Below are 24,435 nucleotides of genomic sequence, written 5' to 3' on the forward strand. Positions count from 1 at the left end.
GTGCGGGCCGGGCCGGGCCGTCAGCTTTCCGGCGTCGGTTCCGTCGCCGGGGCCTCGCCGAAGCGGGCCAGGGCCAGGGCGCCCGCCACGGCCACCGCGAAGCCCAGGACGGCCAGCCAGGCCATGCCCTCGCGGGTGCGGTCGCCGAGCCAGACGACGCCGATCGCGGCGGGGCCGAGCGTCTCGCCGAGCACCATCCCGGCGGTCGCCGTCGTGACCGAGCCGCGCTGGAGGGCCGAGGTCAAGAGGATGAACGCGGCGCCGCCACCGATCACCAGGGCGTACGTCGCGGGGTTGGTGAGCAGGTCGACGGGCGCGAGGCTGTCGATCAGCCGCACCGTCACCTCGACCACCCCGAACCCGCACCCGGCGCCGAGCCCCAGCACCAGCCCCCGCGCCGGACCGGACAGCCGCCCGCCCGCGAGCCCGAGCAGCAGCAGTCCGACCGCCACCGCGAGCATCACCCACCGCAGCGTGTCCGACCCGCCCTCGCCGCCCTCCGGCCCGGAGGCGAGGCCCAGCATCGCGAGCCCGGCGCACACCACGCCCACCGCGCCCCACTCCACACCGCGCAGCCGCACGTCCAGCAGCCGCGCCGCGACCACCGCCGTCACCGCGAGGCTGGCCGCGAGGGCCGCGCCGACCGCGTAGATCGGCAGCGAGCGCAGCGCCACGATCTGGAACAGGAACCCCAGCCCGTCCAGCCCGAGCCCGGCGATGTACCGCCACTGCCGCAACGCCCGCAGCAGCAGCGCCGCCTCACCGCCACCACCGGGACCGGCCTGCCTCGCCGCCACCGCCTGCAACACCGTCGCGGTACCGAAACAGACCGCCGCGCCAAGGGCGCACACCATTCCAAAGAGCACAAAGGGACTCTAAGGGAGCCCCGCCACCACCCTGTCATGCTCACCCCCCTTGGCCGGTTCTCATACCGGTCTCTAGGCTTGCCGCACCGCACATCGCACACGGGGGAGACACGAACATGGCCGAAACCAGGCGACGACTGCGCTCCGGCACGGTCGTCCTCGGCGGTGTCGGACTGCTGGCCGCCGCGCTCACCGCCTGCTCGTCCCAGCCGGACAAGCGCTGCGTGGACCAGAGCAGCTACACCTACGCCAAGGGCTACAAGGTCGTCTCCGACAAGAACTGCAAGTCGGTCAAGTCGGCGGTCAACGGCGCCTGGTACTACGGCGGCAAGAAGAAGGGCACCTGGGTGAGCGGCGGTTCCTTCACCAAGCCCCGCAGCGGCTCCGGGCACTCCACGGGCCACTCCACGAACCACTCCTCGACGCACTACGGCTCCGGCTCCGGCGGGGTGCACCGCGGCGGCTTCGGCGGCGGCTCGCACAGCTCCGGCGGCTGACCGGGACCGCCGTATGGAACGCCGTACCATCACCCCCCGCCCCGACTGGCAGCGCACCGTCGAGGAACAGGGCCTGATCTACCCGCTCACCCGGCACCCCGACGGGAGCCTGCGCCCCTACTGGGACGAGAGCGCGTACTACGTCTTCTCGCTGCCCGAGATCGAGGCGCTGGAGGAGACGGTCGCCGAACTGCACGCCATGTGCCTGGCGGCGGCCGGCCACCTCGTGGAGCGCGGCCGCCTCGCCGACCTCGGCATCACCGACCCCGCCGTCGCCGCCGCGGTCACCGAGTCCTGGCACCGCCGGGCCGAACTCCCTTCCTTCTACGGCCGGTTCGACCTGCGCTACGACGGCACCGGCCCCGCCAAGCTGCTGGAGTACAACGCCGACACCCCCACCTCCCTGGTGGAGGCCGCCTCCCCGCAGTGGTTCTGGATGGAGGACCGCTTCCCCGGCGCCGACCAGTGGAACTCGCTGCACGAACGCCTGGTGGAGTCCTGGCGCAGGCAGTCCGCGCTGCTCCCGCCCGGGAGCCCGCTGCACTTCGCGCACTCCGCCGCCGACGAGCTGGGCGAGGACCTGATGACGGTCGCCTATCTGAAGGAGACCGCGGAACAGGCGGGCCTGGAGACCGACTGGCTCGCCATGGAGGAGATCGGCTGGGACACCCTCTCCGGCCGGTTCGTGGACAACCGGCTGCGGTTCATCCGCGCCCTCTTCAAGCTCTACCCCTGGGAATGGCTCACCACCGACGCCTTCGGCGGCCATGTCCTGGACACCCTGGACAACGGCGGCGGCACCGGCAGCACCCTGTGGATCGAGCCCGCCTGGAAGATGCTCCTGAGCAACAAGGCCCTGCTGGCCGTCCTGTGGGAGCTGTACCCCGGCCACCCCAACCTCCTGGCCTCCTACCTCGACGGCCCCCGCGAGCTCGCCGCCACCAGCGGCTACGCCGCCAAGCCCCTGCTGGGCCGCGAGGGCGAGGGCATCACCCTGCACCCGCCGGGCCGCCCGCCCGCCGTCCGCCCCGAGCCCTGCTGCTACCAGGAGCTCGCGCCGCTGCCCGCCTTCGACGGCAACCACGTCGTGCTCGGCGCCTGGGTCATCGACGGCGAGCCCGCGGGCCTCGGCATCCGCGAGTCGTCCGGCCCCGTCACCGACGGATACGCGCGGTTCCTGCCGCACGTCATCCTCTGAGCCGGGCGGTCCGCGCCCTCGCCCGCATGGTGGACGCCGGACCTCCGCCCCGCGGCCCGGCCGGTACGCTGAGCCACGGGCCGTGACTGGCGCGCTGGGATGGGACGGACCATCGGGGAGCGGCCCCGCGGGAAACAGTGCCGTGCGCCTGGGCCGAACGTGAACGCCGAAACGCACCCCGTCCGGAGGTCCCCATGCCAGAGCAGCCCCTGTCCACCGAGTCCACCGCCTTCCGCGCCGCCCTCGACGTGGTCCGCGCCGTGGAGCCGCGGGTCGCCGACGCCATCGGCCAGGAGGTCACCGACCAGCGCGCGATGCTCAAGCTGATCGCCTCCGAGAACTACGCCTCCCCGGCGACCCTCCTCGCGATGGGCAACTGGTTCAGCGACAAGTACGCCGAGGGCACCGTCGGCCGCCGCTTCTACGCGGGCTGCCGCAATGTCGACACCGTGGAGTCCCTGGCCGCCGAGCACGCCCGTGAGCTCTTCGGCGCCCGGCACGCCTACGTCCAGCCGCACTCCGGCATCGACGCCAACCTCGTCGCCTTCTGGGCCGTACTCGCCGACCGCGTCGAGGTCCCCTTCCTCGCGAAGACCGGCGCCCGCCAGGTCAACGACCTCTCCGACGCGGACTGGGCCGAGCTGCGCCAGGCGTTCGGCAACCAGCGGATGCTCGGCATGTCCCTGGACGCCGGCGGCCACCTCACCCACGGCTTCCGCCCGAACATCTCCGGCAAGATGTTCGACCAGCGCTCCTACGGCACCGACCCCGCGACCGGCCTCATCGACTACGACGCGCTGCGCGCCCAGGCCCGCGAATTCAAGCCGCTGATCATCGTGGCGGGCTACTCGGCGTACCCCCGTCTGGTGAACTTCCGGATCATGCGCGAGATCGCGGACGAGGTCGGCGCGACCCTCATGGTCGACATGGCCCACTTCGCCGGTCTGGTCGCGGGCAAGGTCCTCACCGGCGACTTCGACCCGGTGCCGCACGCCCAGATCGTCACCACCACCACCCACAAGTCGCTGCGCGGCCCGCGCGGCGGCATGGTGCTGTGCGACGACTCCCTCAAGGACCAGGTCGACCGGGGCTGCCCGATGGTCCTCGGCGGCCCGCTGCCGCACGTCATGGCCGCCAAGGCGGTCGCCCTGGCGGAGGCCAGGCAGCCCGCGTTCCAGGACTACGCGCAGCGCATCGTGGACAACGCCCGCGCGCTGGCCGAGGGCCTGATGCGCCGGGGCGCCACCCTCGTCACCGGCGGCACCGACAACCACCTCAACCTGATCGACGTCGGCGGCTCCTACGGCCTCACCGGCCGCCAGGCCGAGGCCGCCCTGCTCGACTCCGGCATCGTCACCAACCGCAACGCCATCCCGGCCGACCCCAACGGCGCCTGGTACACCTCCGGCATCCGCATCGGCACCCCCGCCCTGACCACCCGCGGCCTCGGCACGGCGGAGATGGACGAGGTGGCCGGCCTGATCGACCGCGTCCTCGCGGCCACCGAACCGGGCACCACCAAGTCCGGCGCCCCGAGCAAGGCGTCCCACGTCCTGGACGAGAAGGTCTCCGAGGAGATCGCGCAGCGCGCCACGGACCTGGTCGCGGGCTTCCCGCTGTACCCGGAAGTCGACCTGGGCTGATCAACGCCGTCAGGGGCGATGCCCCGGGGGCGCGGGGCCGTGTCCGGTACGCGGCTCCGCACCACCCCCGCCTCCCGGGCCGATCCCACCCTCGGCCGATGAGAGAATGGGCGACATGGCCCCCGCTGAAAAGCCCCGCGTGCTCTCCGGTATCCAGCCCACCGCCGGCTCGTTCCACCTCGGCAACTACCTCGGCGCCGTCCGCCAGTGGGTGTCCCTCCAGGAGACCCACGACGCCTTCTACATGGTCGTCGACCTGCACGCGATCACCGTGCCCCAGGACCCCGAGGAGCTGCGGGCCAACACCCGTCTGGCCGCCGCCCAGCTCCTCGCCGCCGGTCTGGACCCGGAGCGCTGCACCCTGTTCGTGCAGAGCCATGTGCCCGAGCACGCCGAGCTGGCCTGGGTGATGAACTGCCTCACCGGCTTCGGCGAGGCCAGCCGGATGACCCAGTTCAAGGACAAGTCCGCCAAGCAGGGCGCCGAGCGCGCCTCGGTCGGCCTGTTCACCTACCCGGTCCTCCAGGTCGCGGACATCCTGCTGTACCAGGCCAACCAGGTGCCGGTGGGCGAGGACCAGCGCCAGCACATCGAGCTGACCCGGGACCTGGCCGAGCGCTTCAACGGCCGCTTCGGGCAGACGTTCACCATCCCGGCGCCGTACATCCTCAAGGAGACGGCGAAGATCTACGACCTCCAGGACCCGTCGATCAAGATGAGCAAGTCGGCGTCCACGCCGAAGGGCCTGATCAACCTCCTGGACGACCCGAAGACCACCGCCAAGAAGGTCAAGAGCGCGGTCACCGACACCGACACCGTCATCCGCTACGACGCGGAGGCCAAGCCGGGCGTCTCCAACCTGCTCACCATCTACTCCGTCCTCACCGGCACGCCGATCGCCCAGCTGGAGCAGGAGTACGAGGGCAAGATGTACGGCGCGCTCAAGACCGACCTCGCCGAGGTCATGGTCGAGTTCGTGACGCCGTTCCGGGAGCGCACCCAGCAGTACCTGGACGATGCCGAGACCCTCGACTCGCTCCTCGCCAAGGGCGCCGAGAAGGCCCGCGCCGTCGCCGCCGAGACCCTCGCGCAGGCGTACGACCGCGTCGGCTTCCTCCCGGCCAAGCACTGACCGGAGCACCGACCGGAGCACCGAACGGCACGGCCCGCGCCGCGAGGCACGGAACCGGCGCGAAGGCGCACGACCGTTCGCACGTCCCTGTGGGCAGAGCGCTGCACATCACTTCCGTTGCGCCTGCCCACAGGACACCCATGGCCGTACAGTCGAAGCCGAAGGCCCGTACGAGTCGGCCGAGTAGACGACGGACGCGACGACAGGAGACGACGTGGGGACCGTAACGATCGGCGTGTCGATCGCGGTTCCGGAGCCTCACGGCAGCCTGCTCCAGGAGCGGCGCGCGGGCTTCGGCGACGCCGCGGCCTACGGCATCCCCACCCATGTCACGCTGCTGCCGCCGACCGAGGTGGACCGCGCCGCGCTGCCCGCCGTACAGGCCCATCTGGTCAAGGTGGCCGCCACCGGCCGCCCGTTCCCGATGCGGCTGCACGGCACCGGCACCTTCCGGCCCGTCTCCCCGGTGGTCTACGTCCGGGTGGTGCGCGGCGCCGAGGACTGCGGCCGGCTCCAGCAGCGGGTCCGCGAGAGCACCGGGCCCTGCACCCGCGAGCTCCAGTTCCCCTACCACCCGCACGTCACCGTGGCGCACGGCATCGAGGACGCGGCGATGGACCGCGCCTTCGCCGAACTGGCCGACTTCGAGGCCGAGTGGCCGTGCAACGGGTTCGCGCTGTACGAACAGGGCGCGGACGGGGTGTGGCGCAAGCTGCGCGAGTACACCTTCGGCGGCCCCCTCGTACCGCCCCAGGCGGGCCGTGCCGACATCGGCCACGGGACCATCGCCAGCCGGTAGCCGCGTCCTGGAACGCCTAGAGCGGCAGCCTGCGGAACAGCGCGCGCGGCGCGTGCCGCAGCGCGGCCGTCACCAGCCGCAGCACCCCCGGCACCCACACCGTCTCCGCGCCCCGGCGCAGGCCCAGTTCGATCGCGGTGGCGACCGCCTGCGGGGTGGTGGCGAACGGCTCGCGGGGCCGGTCCGCCGTCGCCCGCGTCCGCACGAACCCGGGGCGTACGACCATCACCCGCACCCCCGTGCCGTACAGCGCGTCGCCGAGGCCCTGGGCGAAGGTGTCCAGGCCCGCCTTGCTGGAGCCGTAGATGAAGTCGACGCGGCGGGCGCGTTCGGCGGCGGTGGCGGACAGCACGACCAACGAGCCGTGGCCCTGGGCCTGGAGGGCGCTCGCGGCGACAAGCCCGGCGGAGACCGCCCCGGTGTAGTTGGTCTGGGCGACGTGCACGGCGCGCAGCGGCGCCCGCTCGTCATGGGCCTGGTCGCCGAGGACCCCGAAGGCGAGCAGCACCAGGTCGATGGCGTCCTCGGCGAAGACCTTGCCGAGCGCGGTCTCGTGGGAGGCGGGGTCCAGGGCGTCGAAGTCGACCGTACGGGTGTCCGCGCCGAGCGCGCGCAGACTCCCGGCGGCCTGCTCAAGCGCGGGGGAGGGGCGGCCGGCCAGCCATACGGTGCGGGCGCCGCGGGTGATCAGCCGACGGGCGGTGGCGAGCCCGATCTCGGAGGTGCCGCCGAGGACGAGCAGGGACTGGGGCAGGGCGAGGGCGTCCTTCACAGGCATGTCCGTGACCGTATCGTCCGGAAGTGCGCTCTTCGCTCGTGAACGTCACCTTGTAAGGTCGAAGATCACTCGAAAGTGGGAGGGCCGGGCCTCGGCCCGCCAACCGTTGCGGGTACCCGCACATGGGACCTCGCACACCGGGCAGGGACGGATCATGGACTGGCTCAAGAGACTGCCCGTCGTCGGGCCGCTGGTGACCTGGCTGACGGCCACCCACGCCTGGCGGGCGTACGAGCGGCTCGACCGGGTGAAGTGGTCCCGGCTGGCGGCGGCGATGACGTTCGTCAGCTTCGTGGCGCTGTTCCCGCTGCTCACCGTGGCCGCCGCGATCACCGCCGCCACGCTCAGCCCGGCCCGGCAGCAGACCGTCGAGCACAAGGTCGCCGAGCAGTTCCCGGGCGTCGTCTCCCAGCAGCTGGACATCACCACGCTGGTCCACAACGCGGGCACCGTCGGTGTCATCGCGGGTGCCGTGCTGCTGCTCACCGGCGTCAACTGGGTCGGGCAGGTGCGGGACTGCCTGCGCGTGGTCTGGGAGCTGCCGGACCAGGAGCAGAACCCGCTGGTCGCCAAGGCCAAGGACGCCGGGATCCTGATCGGCTTCGGCGGCGCCCTGCTGGTCACCCTGGCTGCGTCCACGCTCGCCTCGGCGGCCGTCGGCCGGATCTCCGACCAGCTGGGTCTCGCCCAGCACGGCTGGGGCACCGCGCTGCTGCGGGTCGCCGCCTTCACCGTCGCCGTGCTCGCCGACTTCCTCGTGCTGCTCTACGTGCTGACCCTGCTGCCCGGGGCGGAGCCGCCGCGCCGCCGTCTGGTGGTCGCGGCGCTGCTCGGCGCGGTCGGCTTTGAACTGCTGAAGCTGCTGCTCAGCGGCTATATCCAGGGGGTCGCGGCGAAGAGCATGTACGGCGCCTTCGGGGTCCCCGTGGCGCTGCTGCTGTGGATCAACTTCACCGCGAAACTGGTCCTTTACTGCGCCGCCTGGACGGCCACGCCGGGCGGCACGGCGAAGCTCACGGCCGTGGCCGACGGCGCATCAGGTCCGGCAGCGGCCACCGGCGGTTGACCAGGAACACCCCGCCCGCCAGCAGCACCACCAGCCCGCCCGCGACGGCGAGCGCGGTGCCGATCCCGCGGGAGCCGGTCGTGGCCGCCGCCACCGGCTCGGAACCCGCCTTGCCCGCCGGTGCGGAGCCCTTCGGCGCGCCGCTCGGCGCCGTACCCGCCGGAGCGGCGCCCCGCGGCGGCACCAGCTCGCCCACCGGCTCGACCTTGCCGGCCGCCTGGAAGCCCCAGTCGAACAGCTTCGCCGTCTCCTTGTAGACCTCGTTGTGCTCCTGCTTCTGCGGGTTCATCACGGTGACGAGCAGCACCTGCTTGCCGCGCTGGGCGACTCCCGTGAAGGTGGCGCCCGCGTGCGTGGTGTTGCCGTTCTTCACCCCCGCGATGCCCTGGTAGACCGGCACATCGGTGTCCCCGCTGAGCAGCCGGTTGGTGTTGCGGATCTCCTTGCCCCCGAAGTCGGCGCTCACCGTGGAGCAGTAGTCCCGGAAGTCCTTCTTCTGCAGCCCGGAGCGGGCGACCAGGCTGAGGTCGTACGCCGAGGACACCTGGCGCGGCTCGTCGTAGCCGTCGGGGGAGACCACATGGGTGTCCAGGGCCTGGAGTTCGTCCGCGTGGTGCTGCATGTCCTGGACGGTCTGGGCGACACCGCCGTTCATCGCGGAGAGCACATGCACCGCGTCGTTGCCCGAGCGCAGGAACACCCCGAGCCACAGATCGTGCACGCTGTAGGTCTTGCCCGGCGCTATGCCGACCACGCTGGAGCCCTCGCCCATCCCGGCGAGGTCCTTCGCGGCCACCTTGTGCTCCGTCGTGCGCGGGAAGCGGGGCAGCAGGGTGTCCGCGAACAGCATCTTCATCGTGGACGCCGGGGGCAGCGCCCAGTGCGCGTTGTGCGCGGCCAGCACCTCGCCGCTCTGGGCGTCGGAGACGATCCAGGAGCGCGCCGTCAGGTCCTTGGGCAGCACCGGGACGCCGGGCGCGAGGTTCACCTGGGTGCCGGGCCTGCCGAGCCGGGCGCCGCCGAGCGTCGACATATGGGCCGGGGGCGTGGCGGCCGGGGTCTTGCCCGCGGCCGGGGCGGCGAGGGCGGCGGGCGCGGTGGCGGCGAGGGACAGCAGGGTCGCGGCGCCGATCAGCAGGGAGCGCCGGGCGGTGTTCATGGGTGCGGGCACGACCGAGAACGTACCCGTGGCGGACCGGGAGGACCCGCCCCGGCCCCGGCCACCGAAGCGCGCCCCGGATACTGGAGGTATGAAACTCAGCCGCCCGGTCTCCTGGTTCCTGCTCGCCTTCGGGGTGTGGAGCTGGTTCATCTGGGTCACTTTCGTAAAGAACCTGGTCAAGGACGGCAGCGGTCTCGCCTTCCACGACGGCCGGCCGACCGCCTACTTCTGGGTGCACCTGGTGCTGGCGATCGTCTCCTTCGTATTGGGGACGGTCATCGGGGGCATCGGGTTGCGCGGTCTGCGGGCCCTGCGCCGGGAGACCGCGCCCATGTGACCGGAATCTCCCTCACCACCTGTGGAGAAGCTGTGAAGGCGCGGCAAACGCCCGGCGGAGACAACGTCTTGGGCAAGTTCTTCCACAACTGGTCAGAAAGCCCTTCACACACCGAAACACGTGTGATTGGGTGAGCCGCGTCACTCAGGGGAGTGGCGGGATCTGTGCTGACCAGGGGTAGGACCTCACAAGGGTCTGGGGAGGGCACCACCGTGCGATCTGTTCGCATGCGGATTGTCGTGACGTTGCTCGTGCTGGCGATCGTGGGCATCGGCGGCTGGAAACTGCTGCCGTCACAGGAGAACAAGAACAAGACCATCACGGTCGGAACGACGGACGCGGTCACCTCGCTCGACCCGGCCGGCGCGTATGACGCGGGGTCCTGGGCCCTGTTCAGCAACGTGTTCCAGACGCTGATGACCTTCGAGCCGGACGGTGTGCAGCCGGTGCCGGACGCGGCCAAGAGCTGCGCCTTCGTCGGCAGCGCCACCAAGACGTACCGGTGCACCCTGCGCGCGGGGATCACCTTCCCCAGCGGGCGGGCGATGACCGCCGAGGACGTGAAGTTCTCCTTCGACCGGGTCAAGCGGATCAACTCCGACGTCGGCCCCTCCTCGCTGCTCGCCGACCTCTCCTCGGTGACCGCCGACAACGCGCACACCGTCACCTTCCAGCTCTCGGAGCCGGACGCCACCTTCCCGCTGAAGGTCGCCACCGGCGCGGGCGCGATCGTGGACCGGGACACCTATCCGGCGAACGCGCTGCGCAAGGACTCCTCGGTCGACGGCACCGGTCCCTACCGGCTCACCTCGTACACCAAGGACCAGGTGGCCCGGCTCGCGCCGAACCCGACGTACAAGGGCTATCTGAGCTCCACCGGCCGCCCGATCGAGCTGCGCTACTACACCGACTCCGCGAAGCTGAACGCTGCGTGGAAGGCGAAGGACGTGGACGTGGCGTCGCGGACGCTGCCGCCGGACGTGCTCGCCGGGCTGAACCCGAGCGACCCCAAGGAGCGGGTGACCGAGTCCGACTCCTCCGAGACCCGCAATCTGTACCTCAACACCCGGACCAGCTCCCCGCTGCACGACGTGCGGGTGCGGCAGGCGGTCGCCTGGCTGGTCGACCAGGAGCAGCTGGCGGCCACGGTCTACCAGGGCACGGTCGACCCGCTGTACTCGCTGATCCCGACCGGCATCACCGGCCACACCACGTCCTTCTTCGACGCCTACCCGACGCAGAGCGCGAAGAAGGCGCGCGCCCTGCTCACCCAGGCAGGGGTGAGCCTGCCGGTGCACTTCACCTTCGCCTACGGCAAGGGCCAGGGCCCCGGTGAGCAGGAGGCCGCGGCGCTGAAGAAGCAGCTGGAGGCGGGCGGCCTGTTCAAGGTCGACGTCAAGGGCTACGAGTGGACGGACTTCCAGGAGCGGATGGCCGCGGGCAAGCTCGACGCCTGGGCCGTCGGCTGGGTCGCGGACTACCCCGACGCCGACACCTTCGGCCAGCCTCTGGTCGGCACCGGCTCCACCATGGCCACCGGCTACAGCAACAAGACGGTCGACCAACTCATCCGCAACAGCCAGCAGTTCGCCGACCGGGGCCGGGCCGCCTCCGACTTCCAGCAGATCCAGTCCACCATCGCGCAGGACGTCCCGCTGGTCCCCCTGTGGCAGCGCAAGGAGTACACGGTCACCACGGAGGACGTGGGCGGCGGCCAGTACCTGATGGACGGCACCGGCGTGTACCGCCTGTGGCGGCTGGACTGGATCTGACCCCGGACGCAGCGCGGGCCGCCCCCGGGAAAGGGGGCGGCCCCGCGTCGTTCAGTCCCGGGTCTCCGCGCCCGCGCCCGGAGCCGTGCCCGGAGCCGGGCTCGTGGCCGGGCTCGGTGTCGGCAGCAGTCTCGTCATGCCCGGCAGGAAGTCCGTGAACAGCTCGTGGACCTCCAGGACCAGCGGACGCAGGACGCGGAAGCGGGAGAGGGTGACGCCCCGGGTGGTGAGGCGGGCGCCGCGGCGGGCCAGGCGGTAGCTGCGTTCGCGGTTCTCGGTGCGGTCGAAGATCCAGTACATGATCAGGCCCATCTGGGACAGCCACATCAACTCCGGCAGCACATCGCGGAGTTCGGCCGGGACCTTGGCCTTGGAGCCGGTCAGCACCTCCCGGTGCACCTGGATCGCCTGCTCGCGCGCGTGCTCGCTCTCCTGCGAGAAGGGGCTCAGCGGACTGTCCGGATCGGCGGCGTTCTTGAAGAACTGCACCGCGAACTCGTGGTACGGCCGCGCGATGTCCAGCCAGGTGGTGAGGACGCCCGCGAGCCGCGTCTCCAGATCCGTCTCCCGCTCCAGGAGCCCCCGGACCGCCTGCCGGTGCTCGGCCGCGATCCGGTCGTAGAAGCCCTGGATCAGGTGTTCCTTGCCCTCGAAGTAGTAGTACGCGTTGCCGACGGAGACGCCCGCCTCCTGGGCGATCGCCCGCATGGTGGTCTTGTCGTACCCCCGCTCCCGGAACAGCCGCAGGGCCGTCTCCAGGATCAGCGCACGGGTCTGCTCGGACTTGCTGCTGGGGGTACCGGCCGCCTCGGGACCGTCGTTCTTCACGGGCACGCCACGAAGCCTAACGAGTGCCGTCCGCGCGCTCGGCTCAGCCTCGGCGCCCCAGCTCCGGACGCCGGGTGTAGTCCGTCAGCCCGAGCACATTGCCCCAGGGGTCCGCGATCTCCACCGTCCAGCCGGTCGCCGTCTGGAACACCTCGTCCACCGGCTCGATGCCCACCGCGGACAGCCGCCGCGCCGCCACCCGCGCGTCCGGCACCTCCAGCCACAGGCGCGGCGAGGGCCACGGCGGACTGCGATGGCCCAGCGCCTCCTCCACCCGCAGCAGGATCCCCGGCGTCTCCTTGCCCGCCGTGAGCAGCGCGATCCCGGCCTCGTCGAACCGGAACCCCACCCCGAACCCGGCCCGCTCGTAGAACCCGACGGCCTCCGCGAGGTCCCCGACGGGGAGCAGGACGTTGTCGAACCCGAGCAGTTCGTACGACTCTTCGTCTGACATGTCGTCAGATTAGAGCGCGGGCCGCCGGGATCCCGTGATTGCCGGGCCGTCGGCTCGCGTGCGTCACATGTTGCTCAGCGAGCGGGCGTAGTTGACCTGCCCCATGATCGCCGGGAACGCCTCGGGGCCGAACGCCGGCACCATCGTCTGGTGGTGCCGCCCGCCGCTGGTCACGGTGACCTGGATGTAGCCCGTGGTCCGCTTCTCCTTCATCAGCAGGAAGAGCAGCCCGAGCAGGCAGAGCAGGGCGAACACGACCGCGAGGACGATCGCGTGCGTCGGTATCTTCTCCTCGGTGCGCGACATGTCCGTCACGTTCCAGACCGCACCGCGCAGCGGCAGCTGACCGGCCGGCGTGATGATCTGATCGCCCATCACGGTGATGTCTCCGATGGACAGCAGGGGGGCGCCGCCCATCGGCAGCGCGCCCGCGGTCGGCGGCTGCGGAAAGCCGTACCCCTGCGGCGCACCCGCGCCGGGGTACCCGTACCCCGGCGGCGGTGTGTCCGACGGCCCGGGCGGATGACCGGGACCCCAGTTGCCGGCGCCGCTCTGGTACGGGTTCTGCTCGGTCACGCTGGTGCCCCCGGTAGGTCGTGAAAGGCGTGGGAAAGATACGAGGGCCGTTCCCCCGAACGGGTGAACGGCCCTCGTATTGTGCCAGTCGTCGCGTCAGTAGCGGCGGGTGATCAGCGCCCGCTTGACTTCCTGGATCGCCTTGGTGACCTCGATGCCACGCGGGCACGCGTCGGTGCAGTTGAAGGTCGTACGGCAGCGCCACACGCCGTCACGGTCGTTCAGCACCTCCAGACGCTGCTCCCCGGCCTCGTCACGCGAGTCGAAGATGAAGCGGTGGGCGTTGACGATCGCGGCCGGGCCGAAGTACTGGCCGTCGTTCCAGAACACCGGGCAGGACGACGTGCACGCGGCGCACAGGATGCACTTGGTGGTGTCGTCGAAGCGCGCCCGGTCCTCCGCGGACTGCAGACGCTCGCGCGTCGGCTCGTTCGTCTCCTTGGTGATCAGGAACGGCATGACGTCCCGGTACGCCTGGAAGAACGGCTCCATGTCCACGACCAGGTCCTTGAGGACCGTCAGGCCCTTTATGGGCTCGACCGTGATCGGCTTCTCGGGGTTGATGTCCTTGATCAGCGTCTTGCAGGCAAGACGGTTCTTGCCGTTGATCCGCATGGCGTCCGAACCGCAGATGCCGTGCGCGCAGGAACGGCGGAACGTGAGGGTGCCGTCGATGTCCCACTTGATCTTGTGGAGACCGTCGAGGACGCGCTCCTTCGGGTCGATCTCCAGCTGGAAGTCTTCCCAGACGGCCTCCGCCGAGACCTCCGGGTTGAACCGGCGGATCCGGAAGGTGACCGTGATGTAGGGGGAGTCGGCGAAGCCGGGCTCGGGCTGGCCGGCCGCGTCCGCCTTGTCCAGAACAGGGGTAGCCATCAGTACTTACGCTCCATCGGCTGGTAGCGGGTCTGGACGACCGGCTTGTAGTCGAGACGGATGGACTCGGTGCCGTCGTCGCCCACCTCGCGGTACGCCATGGTGTGGCGCATGAAGTTGACGTCGTCGCGGTTCGGGTAGTCCTCGCGGTAGTGACCGCCGCGGGACTCCTTGCGGGCCAGGGCCGACGTGGCCATGACCTCGGCCAGGTCGAGCAGGTTGCCCAGCTCGATGGCCTCCAGGAGGTCCGTGTTGAACCGCTTGCCCTTGTCCTGGATGGACACGTTCTTGTAGCGCTCGCGCAGCTCGGCGATCTTCTCGACCGCCGTCTTGATCGTCTGCTCGGTGCGGAACACCATGACGTTGGCGTCCATGGTCTCCTGCAGCTCGCGGCGCAGCGTGGCCACCCGCTCGTTGCCGGTGGAGTTGCGCAGTCGCTCGATCTGCGCGACGACGAGGCTCTCCGGGTTCTCCGGCAGCTCGACGAACTCGGCCGTGTGGGAGTACTCGGCGGCGGCGATGCCCGCGCGGCGCCCGAAGACGTTGATGTCGAGCAGCGAGTTGGTGCCCAGGCGGTTGGCGCCGTGCACCGACACGCAGGCGACCTCGCCGGCCGCGTACAGACCCGGCACCACGGTGGTGTTGTCCGCCAGGACCTCACCCTCGACGTTGGTCGGGATGCCACCCATCGCGTAGTGCGCGGTCGGCTGGATCGGGATCGGGTCCGTGTACGGCTCGATACCGAGGTAGGTGCGCGCGAACTCGGTGATGTCCGGGAGCTTGGCGTCCAGCTGCTCCGGCGGCAGGTGGGTGAGGTCCAGGTACACGTGGTCGCCCTCGGGACCGCAGCCGCGGCCCTCGCGGATCTCCGTGTAGATGGAGCGGGACACGACGTCACGGGACGCCAGGTCCTTCATGACGGGAGCGTACTTCTCCATGAAGCGCTCGCCGTCCTTGTTGCGCAGGATGCCGCCCTCACCGCGGGCACCCTCGGTGAGCAGGATGCCCATGCGCCAGATGCCGGTCGGGTGGAACTGGAAGAACTCCATGTCCTCCAGCGGCAGACCCCGGCGGTAGCAGGCGGCCTGGCCGTCACCGGTCAGGGTGTGCGCGTTGGAGGTCACCCGGAAGAACTTGCCGGTGCCGCCGGACGCGTAGATGACCGACTTCGCCTGGAAGACGTGGATCTCGCCGGTCGCCAGCTCGTAGGCCACCACACCGGCGGACTTCTTGACGCCGTCGACCTCGGTGATCAGCTGGTCCAGGACGTAGAACTCGTTGAAGAACTCCACGCCCTCCTTGACGCAGTTCTGGTACAGCGTCTGGAGGATCATGTGGCCGGTGCGGTCGGCCGCGTAGCAGGCGCGGCGGACCGGGGCCTCACCGTGGTTGCGGGAGTGGCCGCCGAAGCGGCGCTGGTCGATCTCGCCCTTGGGCGTCCGGTTGAACGGCAGGCCCATCTTCTCCAGGTCGAGGACCGCGTCGATGGCCTCCTTCGCCAGGATCTCGGCGGCGTCCTGGTCGACCAGGTAGTCGCCGCCCTTGATCGTGTCGAAGGTGTGCCACTCCCAGTTGTCCTCCTCCACGTTGGCGAGCGCGGCGGCCATACCGCCCTGCGCGGCGCCCGTGTGGGAGCGGGTGGGGTAGAGCTTGGTCAGGACCGCGGTGCGGCTGCGCTTCGTCGCCTCGATGGCGGCACGCATGCCCGCGCCACCGGCGCCGACGATGACGGTGTCGTACTTGTGGATCTTCATGATTCTCGCAGCCCCGTGCCTAGCGGATGTTCGGGTCGAAGGTGAAGATCACCAGCGTGCCCAGCAGGATGGTCCACACCGTGGCGGTGTACAGCAGGGCCTTCAGCCACATGCGGGACGCGGCCCGCTCGGCGTAGTCGTTGATGACCGTGCGCAGGCCGTTGGCGCCGTGCAGCATCGCGAGCCACAGCATGGCCAGGTCCCAGATCTGCCACCAGGGGGAGGCCCAGCGGCCGGCCACGAAGGCGAAGCCGACCTTGGAGACGCCGCCGTCCAGGACCAGCTGGATCACCAGGTGGCCGATGACGAGGACGACCAGCACGATGCCGGACAGGCGCATGAACAGCCACGCCGCCAGCTCGAAGTTGCCGCGGGTGGACTTCGGGGTCTTCTTGGTCCGCTTGCGCGGCGCCTCGATCAGCGGGGCCGGGTTGTCCACGTTGTAGACGGCGGCACCCTCGACGGGGCCGACCCCGGAGGCGGTGGTCTCAGTGGTAGACATCGGCGTCAGCTCCCGAACAGAACACGAGCGGCGTGGCCGAGCACGGGGTAGATCGCGCCGAGCATGAGCACGACCCAGACACCCATCACGGTCCAGAACATCTGCTTCTGGTAGCGCGGGCCCTTCGACCAGAAGTCGACGGCGATGACGCGCAGACCGTTGAGCGCGTGGAAGAGGATTGCGGCGACGAGGCCGTACTCCAGCAGCGCGACGATCGGCGTCTTGTACGTGGCCACGACCTTGTCGTAGGCCTCGGGGGAGACACGCACGAGAGCGGTGTCCAGCACGTGAACGAACAGGAAGAAGAAGATGAGGACGCCGGTGACTCGGTGAGCCACCCAGGACCACATTCCTTCCCGGCCGCGGTACAGCGTTCCAGCCGGCACGGAAGAACCCTCCGGGAGCGGGGATTAGGGCCGCGCCGGCTTCACTGTCGGTCGGGCCCGGCCGGGTACGGTCCACCGGCCCCCAGCATGGTATCCGTGTGGCGGGGCGAGGCTTACGGGGGGCCTACCTGTGTGATCAAACTGGCACGCGGTTGGGCTAGCGGGGGGCGGATACGGGGGCGATCCGTCCCGTTATCGCCCGGGTGTGGGTGCGTTTGGGCTGGTCGCACAGCTCCCCGCGCCCCGCAGAAAGGTGCCCAGACGGCCCCTTGCGAGGCGGCGCAGCTCGTCCGCGGCTATCGCGCGCTCCTCGTCGGGATCGTTCGCCGATCGTGACCGGATGGCCTCCAGGACGCGGTCGGCGGTCTCGCCCGGCTCGGTGTCCCCCAGATAGATGACGAACACGTGTCCGAATCGTGCCTCGTAGGCGGCATGTGCCGCGTCCAGGGCCATATGTGCGGCCGAGTACGTGTCCTCGGGCAGCCGCGGCAGGGACTCGTGGGAGAGGGCCTCGGAGATGTCGAGCGGGGACAGGTCGTACGCCGCCTCGTCCGCCGCGGCCAGGAGGGCGTCCAGGTCGGGGTAGGGACGGTGGGCCGCGACGCGGTGGGACCAGCGCGGGCTGTGCAGGCAGCGCAGAAGGAGGGCCCGGACCTCGGTGGCGCACGCCGCGTTGAAGGCGTCGAGGGGGCGGGGCAGCTGTGGGGGGTGGTGGGCGGGCAGCGTGGGTCCTCGCGTCACAGATCGTGTGTGGCAGGGGAGTGCTGTGAAAGATGTGTCGTCAGGTTATCGAGAGTGGTAACTCTGTGTCCGCCTGATGCCTGAAATTCACCCGGACGGGAGAGTTTGCGAACGCTCGGGTGACCGTTCGGGTGGCGAGGGGCCTTACGTTGGGCCAGTGACCCAGCACAGGCGCCGGGCGTCGGCGCAACAGGTGAAGCGGAAGCGGATGACGGTGGCCGCGGCGGTGGCCGGGACCGTCGCCCTCGGGACCGGCATCGGGGTGTGGGCCTCGTCGGGCGGCGGCGGTGACCAGGGCTCCGCCGGACAGGCGACCGTCGCCGAGACGAGTCCCTCGCCCACCCGCTCGTACCCGATGTCCAAGGCGCCGCGGACGATCCCGGCGGTCCGCTCCCACACCCCGGCGCGCGGGCCCGGCTGGCGTCCGTCGCCCGGCGACCGCGTGGTGATCGGTGACGCGGGCCTCGCCGACGAGGGCAGGCTGATAGCCGGCGAGCTGGGGATGAGCTACGCGGGACAGAAGGACGACACCAGGGCGGGCGATCTGCGGCTGTCGCTGGGCGGCGGGGGTGGCGGCCAGGAGTCGTACACCATGACCGTCCGGGGCGGCCGGGTCGACATCAGCGGGCCGGGCCAGGCGGGGGTCTTCTACGGCACCCGGACCCTGAAACAGGAGGTCCACGGGGGCGGTACGGCGCCGGAGGGCGTGGTGCGCGACGAACCGGCCAAGCCGGTGCGCGGCTTCATGCTGGACATCGCGCGCAAACCGTACTCCGAGTCCTGGATAGAGGACCGGATACGGGAGCTGGGGGACCTGAAGTACAACGAGCTGGGGCTGCACTTCTCCGACGACCAGGCCTTCCGGATCGAGTCCAGCACCCACCCGGAGATCGTCTCCCCGGACCATCTCACCAAGGCGCAGGTCAAGCGGATCGTGGACCTGGCGAACAGCCGGCACATCACCGTCGTACCGGAACTCGACTCGCCCGGACACCTGGGCGCGGTCCTCGCCGCCCACCCCGATCTCAAACTGCGCAACGGAAACGGCGTGGTGACCAAGGGCGCGATCGACATCTCCGAGCCCGGCTCGGCCAAGCTGATCGACGATCTGCTGAACGAGTACGCGGGGCTGTTCACCGGCGCTCGGTGGAACCTCGGCGGCGACGAGTACCAGGCGCTGATGGCGAGCAATCCCCAGACCGCCTATCCGCAGCTGGCCGCGGCCGCCCGGCAGAAGTTCGGCGCGCACGGCAATGTCGCCGACCTCACCACCCAGTGGCTCAACGACCGCGCCGCCACCGTCCGGGCCCACGGCAGGACCATGCGCGCCTGGAACGACGGCTTCTACCGCAGCGCCACCGCCGTGCGGCCCGCGGACGATCTCCAGGTCGCCTACTGGACCGGCAAGGAGATCGGCGCCCGGCCGCCGGAGGACTATCTGAGCGCCGGCCGCAAACTCATCAACTACAACGACGAGTTCCTCTACTACGTCCTCGGTCAGCCGCAGACCTTCGTCTACCCGACCGGGCAGCGGATCTACGAGCAGTGGAACCCCCGGGTGGTGCGCGGCACCACCGCCGTCCCGGCGCGGTACGACGACCAGATCCTCGGCGGCGCCTTCGCGGTGTGGGGCGACTTCCCCGACGCGCAGACGCCGGACCAGGTCGCGGCCGGCATCCGGATGCCGCTGCGGGCCACCGTCCAGAAGCTGTGGGACCCGGGCACGCCCGCCCTGTCCTGGACGGACTTCAAGTCCCTGGCGGACCGGCTGGGCTGACGCCTGGCCGGGCCGGTACCCGGTGGGACTGTGCGATTTCTGTGGACGCGGGCTGATCTTCGGGCGTATCTTCCGGTGTTCATATTTCCGGCGGGACGTGTGCATGTCGTACACGGGCCGCCGGTCGCCGTTTCTCACCTTCGGGGGAATTCCGCACCATGGCCACGCCCATGCCCGTCCCGCCCCAGCCCGCGCCGCCCCTGGCGCCTCCGTACGGCCACTGGCCGCGCTCGCCCGCCGGGCTCGGACTGGCCGCGGCCGTCCTGCTGGGGCTGGTCGCCGTCACCGACCTGTTCGCCTGCTTCGCGGACCAGATGGAGGTGAACGCCGCCCAGGACATGGTCGGCGGCGCTGTCGACCAGGGCATGATCGACCGGGCCCACCATGCCGACACGTTCTACAACGCGGCGAGCGTCGCGCAGGGGATCACCCTGGTGGCCACCATCGCCGTCTACCTGTGCTGGCTGTGGCGGGTGCGGACGAACGCCGAGGTGTTCGAGCCGCACGGGCACCGCATGAAGCGCGGCTGGGCCATCGGGGGCTGGTTCGTGCCGATCGGGAACCTGTGGCTGCCGCGCCGGGTCGTCGTGGACGTCTGGCGGGCCAGCGTCCCGCCGGGCGCCCGGGTGCGGACCACCCCGGTCAACGCCTGGTGGACGCTGTGGGTGCTCAGCCTGCTCCTGGGCAGGTTCGCCGCCCGGGAGTACGACGACGCGCACGCCCCCGATCAACTCGCCGACGCCGCCCGGCAGATGCTGTTCTCCGACGCGGTGGACGCCGCGGCCGCGATCCTCGCCGTCCTGGTCGTCGTCCACCTGACCCGGATGCAGCGGGCCAGGATCCTCGCGGGCCCCGCCGCCATGCCCGCCTTTGGCTGAAACTCGACCGCTGTGACACTTCCGCCCGGTCGCACGCAGTAAGGGGAAGTGCGGGCTCCGTGCCGGTCGGCGCCCAGACCAGGGAGGCTTCATGAGCCTTGAGGAACGGATCGCGCGGGCCGACGAACGGGGGCTCGCCGCCAGTGGGTTGGCCTGTTTGGATCGGTGCCTGCCCCTGCTCGACGGCGACGAGGAACTGCTGCGCCCGCTGTGGGGGAGCCTCGCCGACGGATCGGACTGGAGCGCCCCCCTGGAGAAGGCCCGGGGCGCGCTCCTCGGTCTCGGCGGGGAAGAGGCGGCGGGCGGCGGCGAGCACGCGGAGGCGGTACGGCTCGTCGCACACCTGCTGGACACGGCCCCGGCCGAGCGCACCGCCGAGGCGGTACGGCCCTGGGCCGAGTCCTGTTCCGCGGTCTCGCTGCGCGTCCACCGGCTGCTCGACCCCGCGGCCGAGGGCGCCCCGGACCCCGCCGGGACCGAGGACCCGCCGCCGCTCGTCGCCGCCGAGCTGCGCCGCCAGATCACCGTGCTCGAACTCCTCGAAGGCCACGGCAAGCAGGGCCTGCGCCGCGCGCTCGATGTGTCGGGCGAGGGGCGCCGGGTGCTGCGCGCGGTGGTCTCGCGGCGGGCGCGGGGGAACGCGGAGAGCGGGGTGTGACGGTCGTGCGGTGGCGGTGGGGTGGTCCTGCGACGGTTGGCGAAACGCTTCCTCGGAGGGTGACGAAAGCTCCGCCCCGCTCGCTCTTCTTTATGTGAACGCCCATGTGAACGCCCATGTGACGGCCCGTGCGACGGCCGATACGACCGCTGCCGCGACCGCCCCGGACGGGACGGCCGCGCAGGAGACCAGGCCCCACGCCGCCGCGAAGCCCGTGCGCTGGGCGGCGGACGCGGTCGCGACCCTGCGCGAGGGCGCCCGGGTGCGGCTCGACTACTCGGCGCGGAGCCTGTGGCGCGTGGACCGCGTGATCGAGGAGATACGGCGCGAGGGTGCGCCCATCGAGGCGGTCGGCGGCGTGCTGCGGGGCTTCGGCGCGTACGCCGGTGAGGTGGTCGTGCGCCGCACCGGCGCCGAGTGGTGGGCGACCGGCGGCGAACACTGGGTGCGTACCCCCGACGGCCGGCTCTGGGACCCCATCGAGGAGGCCCGGCGCTCCTTCCTGGGCCATGGTTCGCTGCGGTTGCTGTGCAGGGACGCGACGGCGGACGCCTGAGAGCGTGGCGGCCGCCGCCTGACGGGCCGTTCACCGAGAGGCGCCCACCGGGGCGTTCGCTGTGACACTTCTGTCAGGGGGGACGCTGATGACCATGGAGGGCGAAAGACACGGCCGGAGCGTGCCGCACCGTGCGGGACGCGCCGGTGGCCATGAACTCGGCACGACGGGGACGGTCTTGGGCCAGGGAGGGCAGCCCCGCGGCCGGCGGCCGCGGGACGGGGAGCTGGGTGCGGCCGTCGTGCGGGCCCAGGGCGGCGACGAGAGCGCCTTCGCGGTGGCCTACCGGATCGTGCAGCCCGGCCTGATCGGCTATCTGCGGGCTCTGGTCGGCGAGGACGCGGAGGACGTGGCCGCCGACGCCTGGCTGGAGATAGCGCGCGACCTCGGCCGCTTCACCGGCGACGGCGCGGGCTTTCGCGGCTGGACCGCGACCATCGCCCGCCATCGCGCCCTGGACCATCTGCGCCGCCGCCGCACCCGGCCCCGCACCACCGCGCTCGACCAGGAAGCGCTGGACCGGGCGGCCCCGGGCACCACCCCCGAGCAGGCCCTGGAGTCGCTGTCCACCGCGCGCGCCCTCGAACTGGTGCGCTCCCTGCCCCGGGACCAGGCGGAGGCCGTGCTGCTCCGGGTGGTCGTCGGCCTCGACGGCCCCGCCGCCGCACGCGTCCTCGGCAAGCGCCCCGGCGCGGTCCGTACCGCCGCGCACCGCGGCCTCAAACGCCTCGCCCGCACCCTGGCGGCCGACCCGGGTGCGACGGACGACGGGGAGCCGAAGTGACCGGCGCGGAATCGGACATGGGTGAATCGGACATGGGTGAACGCGACGGCGACGACGGCCCGCCCGGCGACCGGCGGGACACCGGGGGCGGCGCCGCGTCCGCCGTCGAGTCCCACCTCGGCCCGGCCCTGCGCGCGTACGCCCCCGACCCCGAGGCCGAACACCGCGCCCTGGCCGCCTTCCGCACCGCCTACGCCTCCACCAACCACCCCCTGCGCACCCGCCCCCGCGACGACTGGCGCCCTGCCTCCATCGTGGGTGGCGCGGCGCAGACAACTCGCAAGTCGGGCGAAAACGGCGCACATTCGAAGCGGGGCGGCCGTAAGAAGTGAGGTAAGAAAGCGGGGGCGAGTCGGCCCGCGGGGCGCCACGGCGGCGGCAAGGGCAACGGCCGGGGCCGCCACCCCCCACAGGAGAGGCCCCGACCGTCGCTCTGAGGGCCGCTGGGCGACCCGTACTCTCTACAGCGCCGTGGGTGCGTTTTCTGTCACACCCCGGGTGCGTTCCGTCCTCACCCGGTGCTCACCCTGCGCATACCCGCACCCGGTCACGAGTTAGTTGCATCTTCTACGGACATGGACGGAGCAAGGTTTCAGGCCGTAACGTGCCATTCGCGCCGACCAGAAGACAGGCGTAAAGGGAGTGCGGTGCTGGGGGACGACGCGGAGCTGACCGCCGCGGTGCGTGCGGCACAGGACGGCGATGAGAGCGCGTTCCGTGCGGTGTACCGCGCGGTGCATCCACGCCTGCTCGGGTACGTGCGCACGCTCGTCGGGGATCCCGACGCCGAGGACGTGGCCTCCGAGACCTGGCTGCAGATCGCCCGCGACCTCGACCGGTTCAGCGGGGACGCCGACCGGTTCCGCGGCTGGGCCGCCCGGATCGCCCGCAACCGTGCCCTGGACCACATCCGGATGCGCGGCCGCCGCCCCGCGATCGGCGGCGACGAGACCGAACTGACCGGCCGCGCCGCCGAGTCCGACACCGCGGGCGAGGCCATCGAGGCGCTCACCACCGGCAGCACCCTCTCCCTCATCGCCCGGCTCCCGCAGGACCAGGCCGAGGCGGTCGTCCTGCGCGTGGTCGTCGGCCTCGACGCCAAGACCGCCGCCGAGACCCTCGGCAAACGCGCCGGAGCCGTCCGCACCGCCGCGCACCGCGGCCTGAAACGGCTCGCCGAACTGCTCGGCGACGACCCGGAGACGGCGGGCGTCCTCGACGCGCTGCCACCCCAGCGGGACCCCGAGCAGACACCCCGGCCGGGATCGAGGCGAGCGGACCGGCAGGAACCCGAGCGAGAACCGCGTGCACGCGCGGTGACGTCCGCCACTGTGACGCATACGCGCGCGCGGACGCAGAAGGACATGTGATGGCCGACGAGCAGGACACGTGGCTCAACCCGGAGACGGCGGAACGCCTGTTGGCCGGGGAGCCCCTGGAAGCCGTCGACCCCGCCACCCGTGACCAGGCCGAACGCCTCGCCCGGGTGCTCGGCGCGCTGTCCGCGCAGGCGACGCCCGCCGCCGTCGAACTCCCCGGTGAGCAGGCCGCCCTGGCCGCGTTCCGCAAGGCCCGCGAGGCCGCCGCCGACGAGCGCACGGCCGCGCTCCGCCGCGGGGCGCCCCGCGAGACGGCCGGGGGCAGACAGTGACTGCTCCGTACGACTATCGTCACAGGCCAGTGAGCCTGCTCACCTGCGCCTCTGCCGTCGTTACGAGAATGGGATGATGTCGTTTATGAAGGGACGAGTCCTTGTCGTCGACGACGACACCGCACTGGCCGAGATGCTCGGCATCGTGCTGCGTGGTGAAGGTTTTGAGCCGTCTTTCGTAGCCGACGGCGACAAGGCGCTGGCCGCGTTCCGTGAGAGCAAGCCCGATCTGGTGCTGCTGGACCTGATGCTGCCCGGACGGGACGGCATCGAGGTGTGCCGGCTGATCCGCGCCGAGTCCGGCGTGCCGATCGTGATGCTCACGGCCAAGAGCGACACCGTGGATGTCGTGGTCGGCCTGGAGTCGGGCGCGGACGACTACATCGTCAAGCCGTTCAAGCCGAAGGAACTGGTGGCGCGGATCCGGGCGCGGCTGCGGCGCTCCGAGGAACCGGCGCCCGAGCAGCTGACCATCGGTGACCTGGTCATCGACGTGGCCGGGCACTCGGTGAAGCGGGACGGGCAGTCGATCGCGCTGACCCCGCTGGAGTTCGACCTGCTGGTCGCGCTCGCCCGCAAGCCCTGGCAGGTCTTCACCCGCGAGGTGCTGCTGGAACAGGTCTGGGGCTACCGCCACGCCGCGGACACCCGCCTGGTCAACGTGCATGTCCAGCGGCTGCGCTCCAAGGTCGAGAAGGACCCGGAGCGGCCGGAGATCGTGGTGACCGTCCGTGGTGTCGGTTACAAGGCGGGACCGAGCTGAC

At 71.3% G+C, this 24,435-nt stretch carries 28 protein-coding genes and 1 riboswitch; of the genes, 17 read left to right on the plus strand and 11 right to left on the minus strand.

Annotated features, from left to right (window positions below; genetic code table 11):
• Positions 1–20: 20 nt before the first annotated feature.
• Positions 21–854 carry a DMT family transporter gene (locus ACLF5H_RS03840; protein WP_421674763.1) on the minus strand — a complete coding sequence of 278 codons (834 nt, stop codon included), beginning with the start codon at positions 852–854 and terminating at the stop codon, positions 21–23.
• A gap of 128 nt (positions 855–982) precedes the next feature.
• Between ACLF5H_RS03840 and ACLF5H_RS03845 the strand changes: the two genes are divergently transcribed.
• From ACLF5H_RS03845 to ACLF5H_RS03865, 5 genes are all read left to right on the plus strand, one after another.
• Positions 983–1,363, plus strand: a complete 381-nt coding sequence (locus ACLF5H_RS03845; RefSeq protein ID WP_421674658.1) for a hypothetical protein — start codon at positions 983–985, stop codon at positions 1,361–1,363.
• A gap of 13 nt (positions 1,364–1,376) precedes the next feature.
• The gene (locus ACLF5H_RS03850; RefSeq protein WP_421674659.1) at positions 1,377–2,561 is read left to right on the plus strand and encodes a glutathionylspermidine synthase family protein; all 1,185 of its coding nucleotides are present in this window, start codon (positions 1,377–1,379) and stop codon (positions 2,559–2,561) included.
• A 72-nt stretch (positions 2,562–2,633) separates the two neighbouring features.
• Positions 2,634–2,722, plus strand: a riboswitch (ZMP/ZTP riboswitch).
• Between the two features lie 33 nt (positions 2,723–2,755).
• Positions 2,756–4,204: a glycine hydroxymethyltransferase gene (locus tag ACLF5H_RS03855; RefSeq protein ID WP_421674660.1), complete on the plus strand. Its 1,449-nt coding sequence runs from the start codon at positions 2,756–2,758 to the stop codon at positions 4,202–4,204.
• Between the two features lie 115 nt (positions 4,205–4,319).
• A complete protein-coding gene (gene trpS / locus ACLF5H_RS03860; protein ID WP_421674661.1) occupies positions 4,320–5,336 on the plus strand; it encodes a tryptophan--tRNA ligase in 1,017 nt (338 codons plus the stop codon).
• 214 nt (positions 5,337–5,550) lie between these two features.
• Positions 5,551–6,135, plus strand: coding sequence for a 2'-5' RNA ligase family protein (locus ACLF5H_RS03865; RefSeq protein WP_421674662.1), 585 nt, complete (start codon positions 5,551–5,553; stop codon positions 6,133–6,135).
• Positions 6,136–6,151: 16 nt separating this feature from the next.
• On the opposite strand, the gene ACLF5H_RS03870 is transcribed toward ACLF5H_RS03865, so the two are convergent.
• Positions 6,152–6,907 carry a decaprenylphospho-beta-D-erythro-pentofuranosid-2-ulose 2-reductase gene (locus tag ACLF5H_RS03870; protein ID WP_421674764.1) on the minus strand — a complete coding sequence of 252 codons (756 nt, stop codon included), beginning with the start codon at positions 6,905–6,907 and terminating at the stop codon, positions 6,152–6,154.
• 160 nt (positions 6,908–7,067) lie between these two features.
• On the opposite strand from ACLF5H_RS03870, the gene ACLF5H_RS03875 reads away from it, so the two are divergent.
• Positions 7,068–7,979: a YihY/virulence factor BrkB family protein gene (locus ACLF5H_RS03875; RefSeq protein ID WP_421674663.1), complete on the plus strand. Its 912-nt coding sequence runs from the start codon at positions 7,068–7,070 to the stop codon at positions 7,977–7,979.
• Here ACLF5H_RS03875 and ACLF5H_RS03880 read toward each other — a convergent pair.
• Complete coding sequence (locus ACLF5H_RS03880; RefSeq protein WP_421674664.1) at positions 7,927–9,150, minus strand: D-alanyl-D-alanine carboxypeptidase family protein; 1,224 nt, start codon at positions 9,148–9,150, stop codon at positions 7,927–7,929. The genes ACLF5H_RS03875 and ACLF5H_RS03880 overlap by 53 nt on opposite strands.
• Positions 9,151–9,229: 79 nt before the next feature.
• On the opposite strand from ACLF5H_RS03880, the gene ACLF5H_RS03885 reads away from it, so the two are divergent.
• The gene (locus tag ACLF5H_RS03885; protein ID WP_421674665.1) at positions 9,230–9,478 is read left to right on the plus strand and encodes an SCO4848 family membrane protein; all 249 of its coding nucleotides are present in this window, start codon (positions 9,230–9,232) and stop codon (positions 9,476–9,478) included.
• A gap of 227 nt (positions 9,479–9,705) precedes the next feature.
• Positions 9,706–11,250, plus strand: a complete 1,545-nt coding sequence (locus ACLF5H_RS03890) for an ABC transporter substrate-binding protein (RefSeq protein ID WP_421674666.1) — start codon at positions 9,706–9,708, stop codon at positions 11,248–11,250.
• Between the two features lie 51 nt (positions 11,251–11,301).
• On the opposite strand, the gene ACLF5H_RS03895 is transcribed toward ACLF5H_RS03890, so the two are convergent.
• From ACLF5H_RS03895 to ACLF5H_RS03930, 8 genes are all read right to left on the minus strand, one after another.
• A complete protein-coding gene (locus ACLF5H_RS03895; protein ID WP_421674667.1) occupies positions 11,302–12,084 on the minus strand; it encodes a TetR/AcrR family transcriptional regulator in 783 nt (260 codons plus the stop codon).
• Positions 12,085–12,121: 37 nt separating this feature from the next.
• Entirely contained in the window at positions 12,122–12,532 is a 411-nt protein-coding gene (locus ACLF5H_RS03900; RefSeq protein WP_037656029.1) for a VOC family protein, read from the minus strand.
• Positions 12,533–12,595: 63 nt separating this feature from the next.
• Positions 12,596–13,108: a hypothetical protein gene (locus tag ACLF5H_RS03905; RefSeq protein WP_421674668.1), complete on the minus strand. Its 513-nt coding sequence runs from the start codon at positions 13,106–13,108 to the stop codon at positions 12,596–12,598.
• A 96-nt stretch (positions 13,109–13,204) separates the two neighbouring features.
• Entirely contained in the window at positions 13,205–13,984 is a 780-nt protein-coding gene (locus ACLF5H_RS03910) for a succinate dehydrogenase iron-sulfur subunit (RefSeq protein WP_037656031.1), read from the minus strand.
• Entirely contained in the window at positions 13,984–15,738 is a 1,755-nt protein-coding gene (gene sdhA, locus ACLF5H_RS03915; protein WP_421674669.1) for a succinate dehydrogenase flavoprotein subunit, read from the minus strand. Before sdhA ends, ACLF5H_RS03910 begins: the two co-directional genes overlap by 1 nt.
• Positions 15,739–15,757: 19 nt before the next feature.
• Positions 15,758–16,240, minus strand: a complete 483-nt coding sequence (locus tag ACLF5H_RS03920; protein ID WP_037656035.1) for a succinate dehydrogenase hydrophobic membrane anchor subunit — start codon at positions 16,238–16,240, stop codon at positions 15,758–15,760.
• A gap of 5 nt (positions 16,241–16,245) precedes the next feature.
• On the minus strand, positions 16,246–16,626 hold the full coding sequence (gene sdhC, locus ACLF5H_RS03925; RefSeq protein ID WP_078967379.1) for a succinate dehydrogenase, cytochrome b556 subunit: 381 nt from the start codon (positions 16,624–16,626) through the stop codon (positions 16,246–16,248).
• A 192-nt stretch (positions 16,627–16,818) separates the two neighbouring features.
• Positions 16,819–17,367 (minus strand): 2-oxo-4-hydroxy-4-carboxy-5-ureidoimidazoline decarboxylase, encoded by a 549-nt coding sequence (locus ACLF5H_RS03930; RefSeq protein WP_421674670.1) that lies wholly within the window; start codon positions 17,365–17,367, stop codon positions 16,819–16,821.
• 208 nt (positions 17,368–17,575) lie between these two features.
• On the opposite strand from ACLF5H_RS03930, the gene ACLF5H_RS03935 reads away from it, so the two are divergent.
• From ACLF5H_RS03935 to mtrA, 9 genes are all read left to right on the plus strand, one after another.
• Positions 17,576–19,144: a beta-N-acetylhexosaminidase gene (locus ACLF5H_RS03935; RefSeq protein WP_421674765.1), complete on the plus strand. Its 1,569-nt coding sequence runs from the start codon at positions 17,576–17,578 to the stop codon at positions 19,142–19,144.
• Positions 19,145–19,302: 158 nt separating this feature from the next.
• Positions 19,303–20,022, plus strand: coding sequence for a DUF4328 domain-containing protein (locus ACLF5H_RS03940; RefSeq protein ID WP_421674671.1), 720 nt, complete (start codon positions 19,303–19,305; stop codon positions 20,020–20,022).
• A gap of 91 nt (positions 20,023–20,113) precedes the next feature.
• Positions 20,114–20,680: a hypothetical protein gene (locus ACLF5H_RS03945; protein ID WP_421674672.1), complete on the plus strand. Its 567-nt coding sequence runs from the start codon at positions 20,114–20,116 to the stop codon at positions 20,678–20,680.
• 214 nt (positions 20,681–20,894) lie between these two features.
• Entirely contained in the window at positions 20,895–21,236 is a 342-nt protein-coding gene (locus ACLF5H_RS03950; protein WP_421674766.1) for a hypothetical protein, read from the plus strand.
• A 178-nt stretch (positions 21,237–21,414) separates the two neighbouring features.
• Complete coding sequence (locus ACLF5H_RS03955) at positions 21,415–22,020, plus strand: RNA polymerase sigma factor (protein WP_421674767.1); 606 nt, start codon at positions 21,415–21,417, stop codon at positions 22,018–22,020.
• A 17-nt stretch (positions 22,021–22,037) separates the two neighbouring features.
• Positions 22,038–22,352 carry a hypothetical protein gene (locus ACLF5H_RS03960; protein WP_421674673.1) on the plus strand — a complete coding sequence of 105 codons (315 nt, stop codon included), beginning with the start codon at positions 22,038–22,040 and terminating at the stop codon, positions 22,350–22,352.
• Positions 22,353–22,667: 315 nt separating this feature from the next.
• On the plus strand, positions 22,668–23,390 hold the full coding sequence (locus ACLF5H_RS03965; protein WP_421674674.1) for an RNA polymerase sigma factor: 723 nt from the start codon (positions 22,668–22,670) through the stop codon (positions 23,388–23,390).
• Entirely contained in the window at positions 23,390–23,671 is a 282-nt protein-coding gene (locus ACLF5H_RS03970; RefSeq protein WP_421674675.1) for a hypothetical protein, read from the plus strand. The genes ACLF5H_RS03965 and ACLF5H_RS03970 overlap by 1 nt, the downstream gene beginning before the upstream one ends.
• 73 nt (positions 23,672–23,744) lie before the next feature.
• Positions 23,745–24,434: a two-component system response regulator MtrA gene (gene mtrA / locus ACLF5H_RS03975; protein WP_187279108.1), complete on the plus strand. Its 690-nt coding sequence runs from the start codon at positions 23,745–23,747 to the stop codon at positions 24,432–24,434.
• Position 24,435 lies beyond the last annotated feature (1 nt).

It is taken from the genome of Streptomyces sp. LaBMicrA B280, assembly GCF_049222185.1.
GTDB classification, from domain to species: domain Bacteria; phylum Actinomycetota; class Actinomycetes; order Streptomycetales; family Streptomycetaceae; genus Streptomyces; species Streptomyces murinus.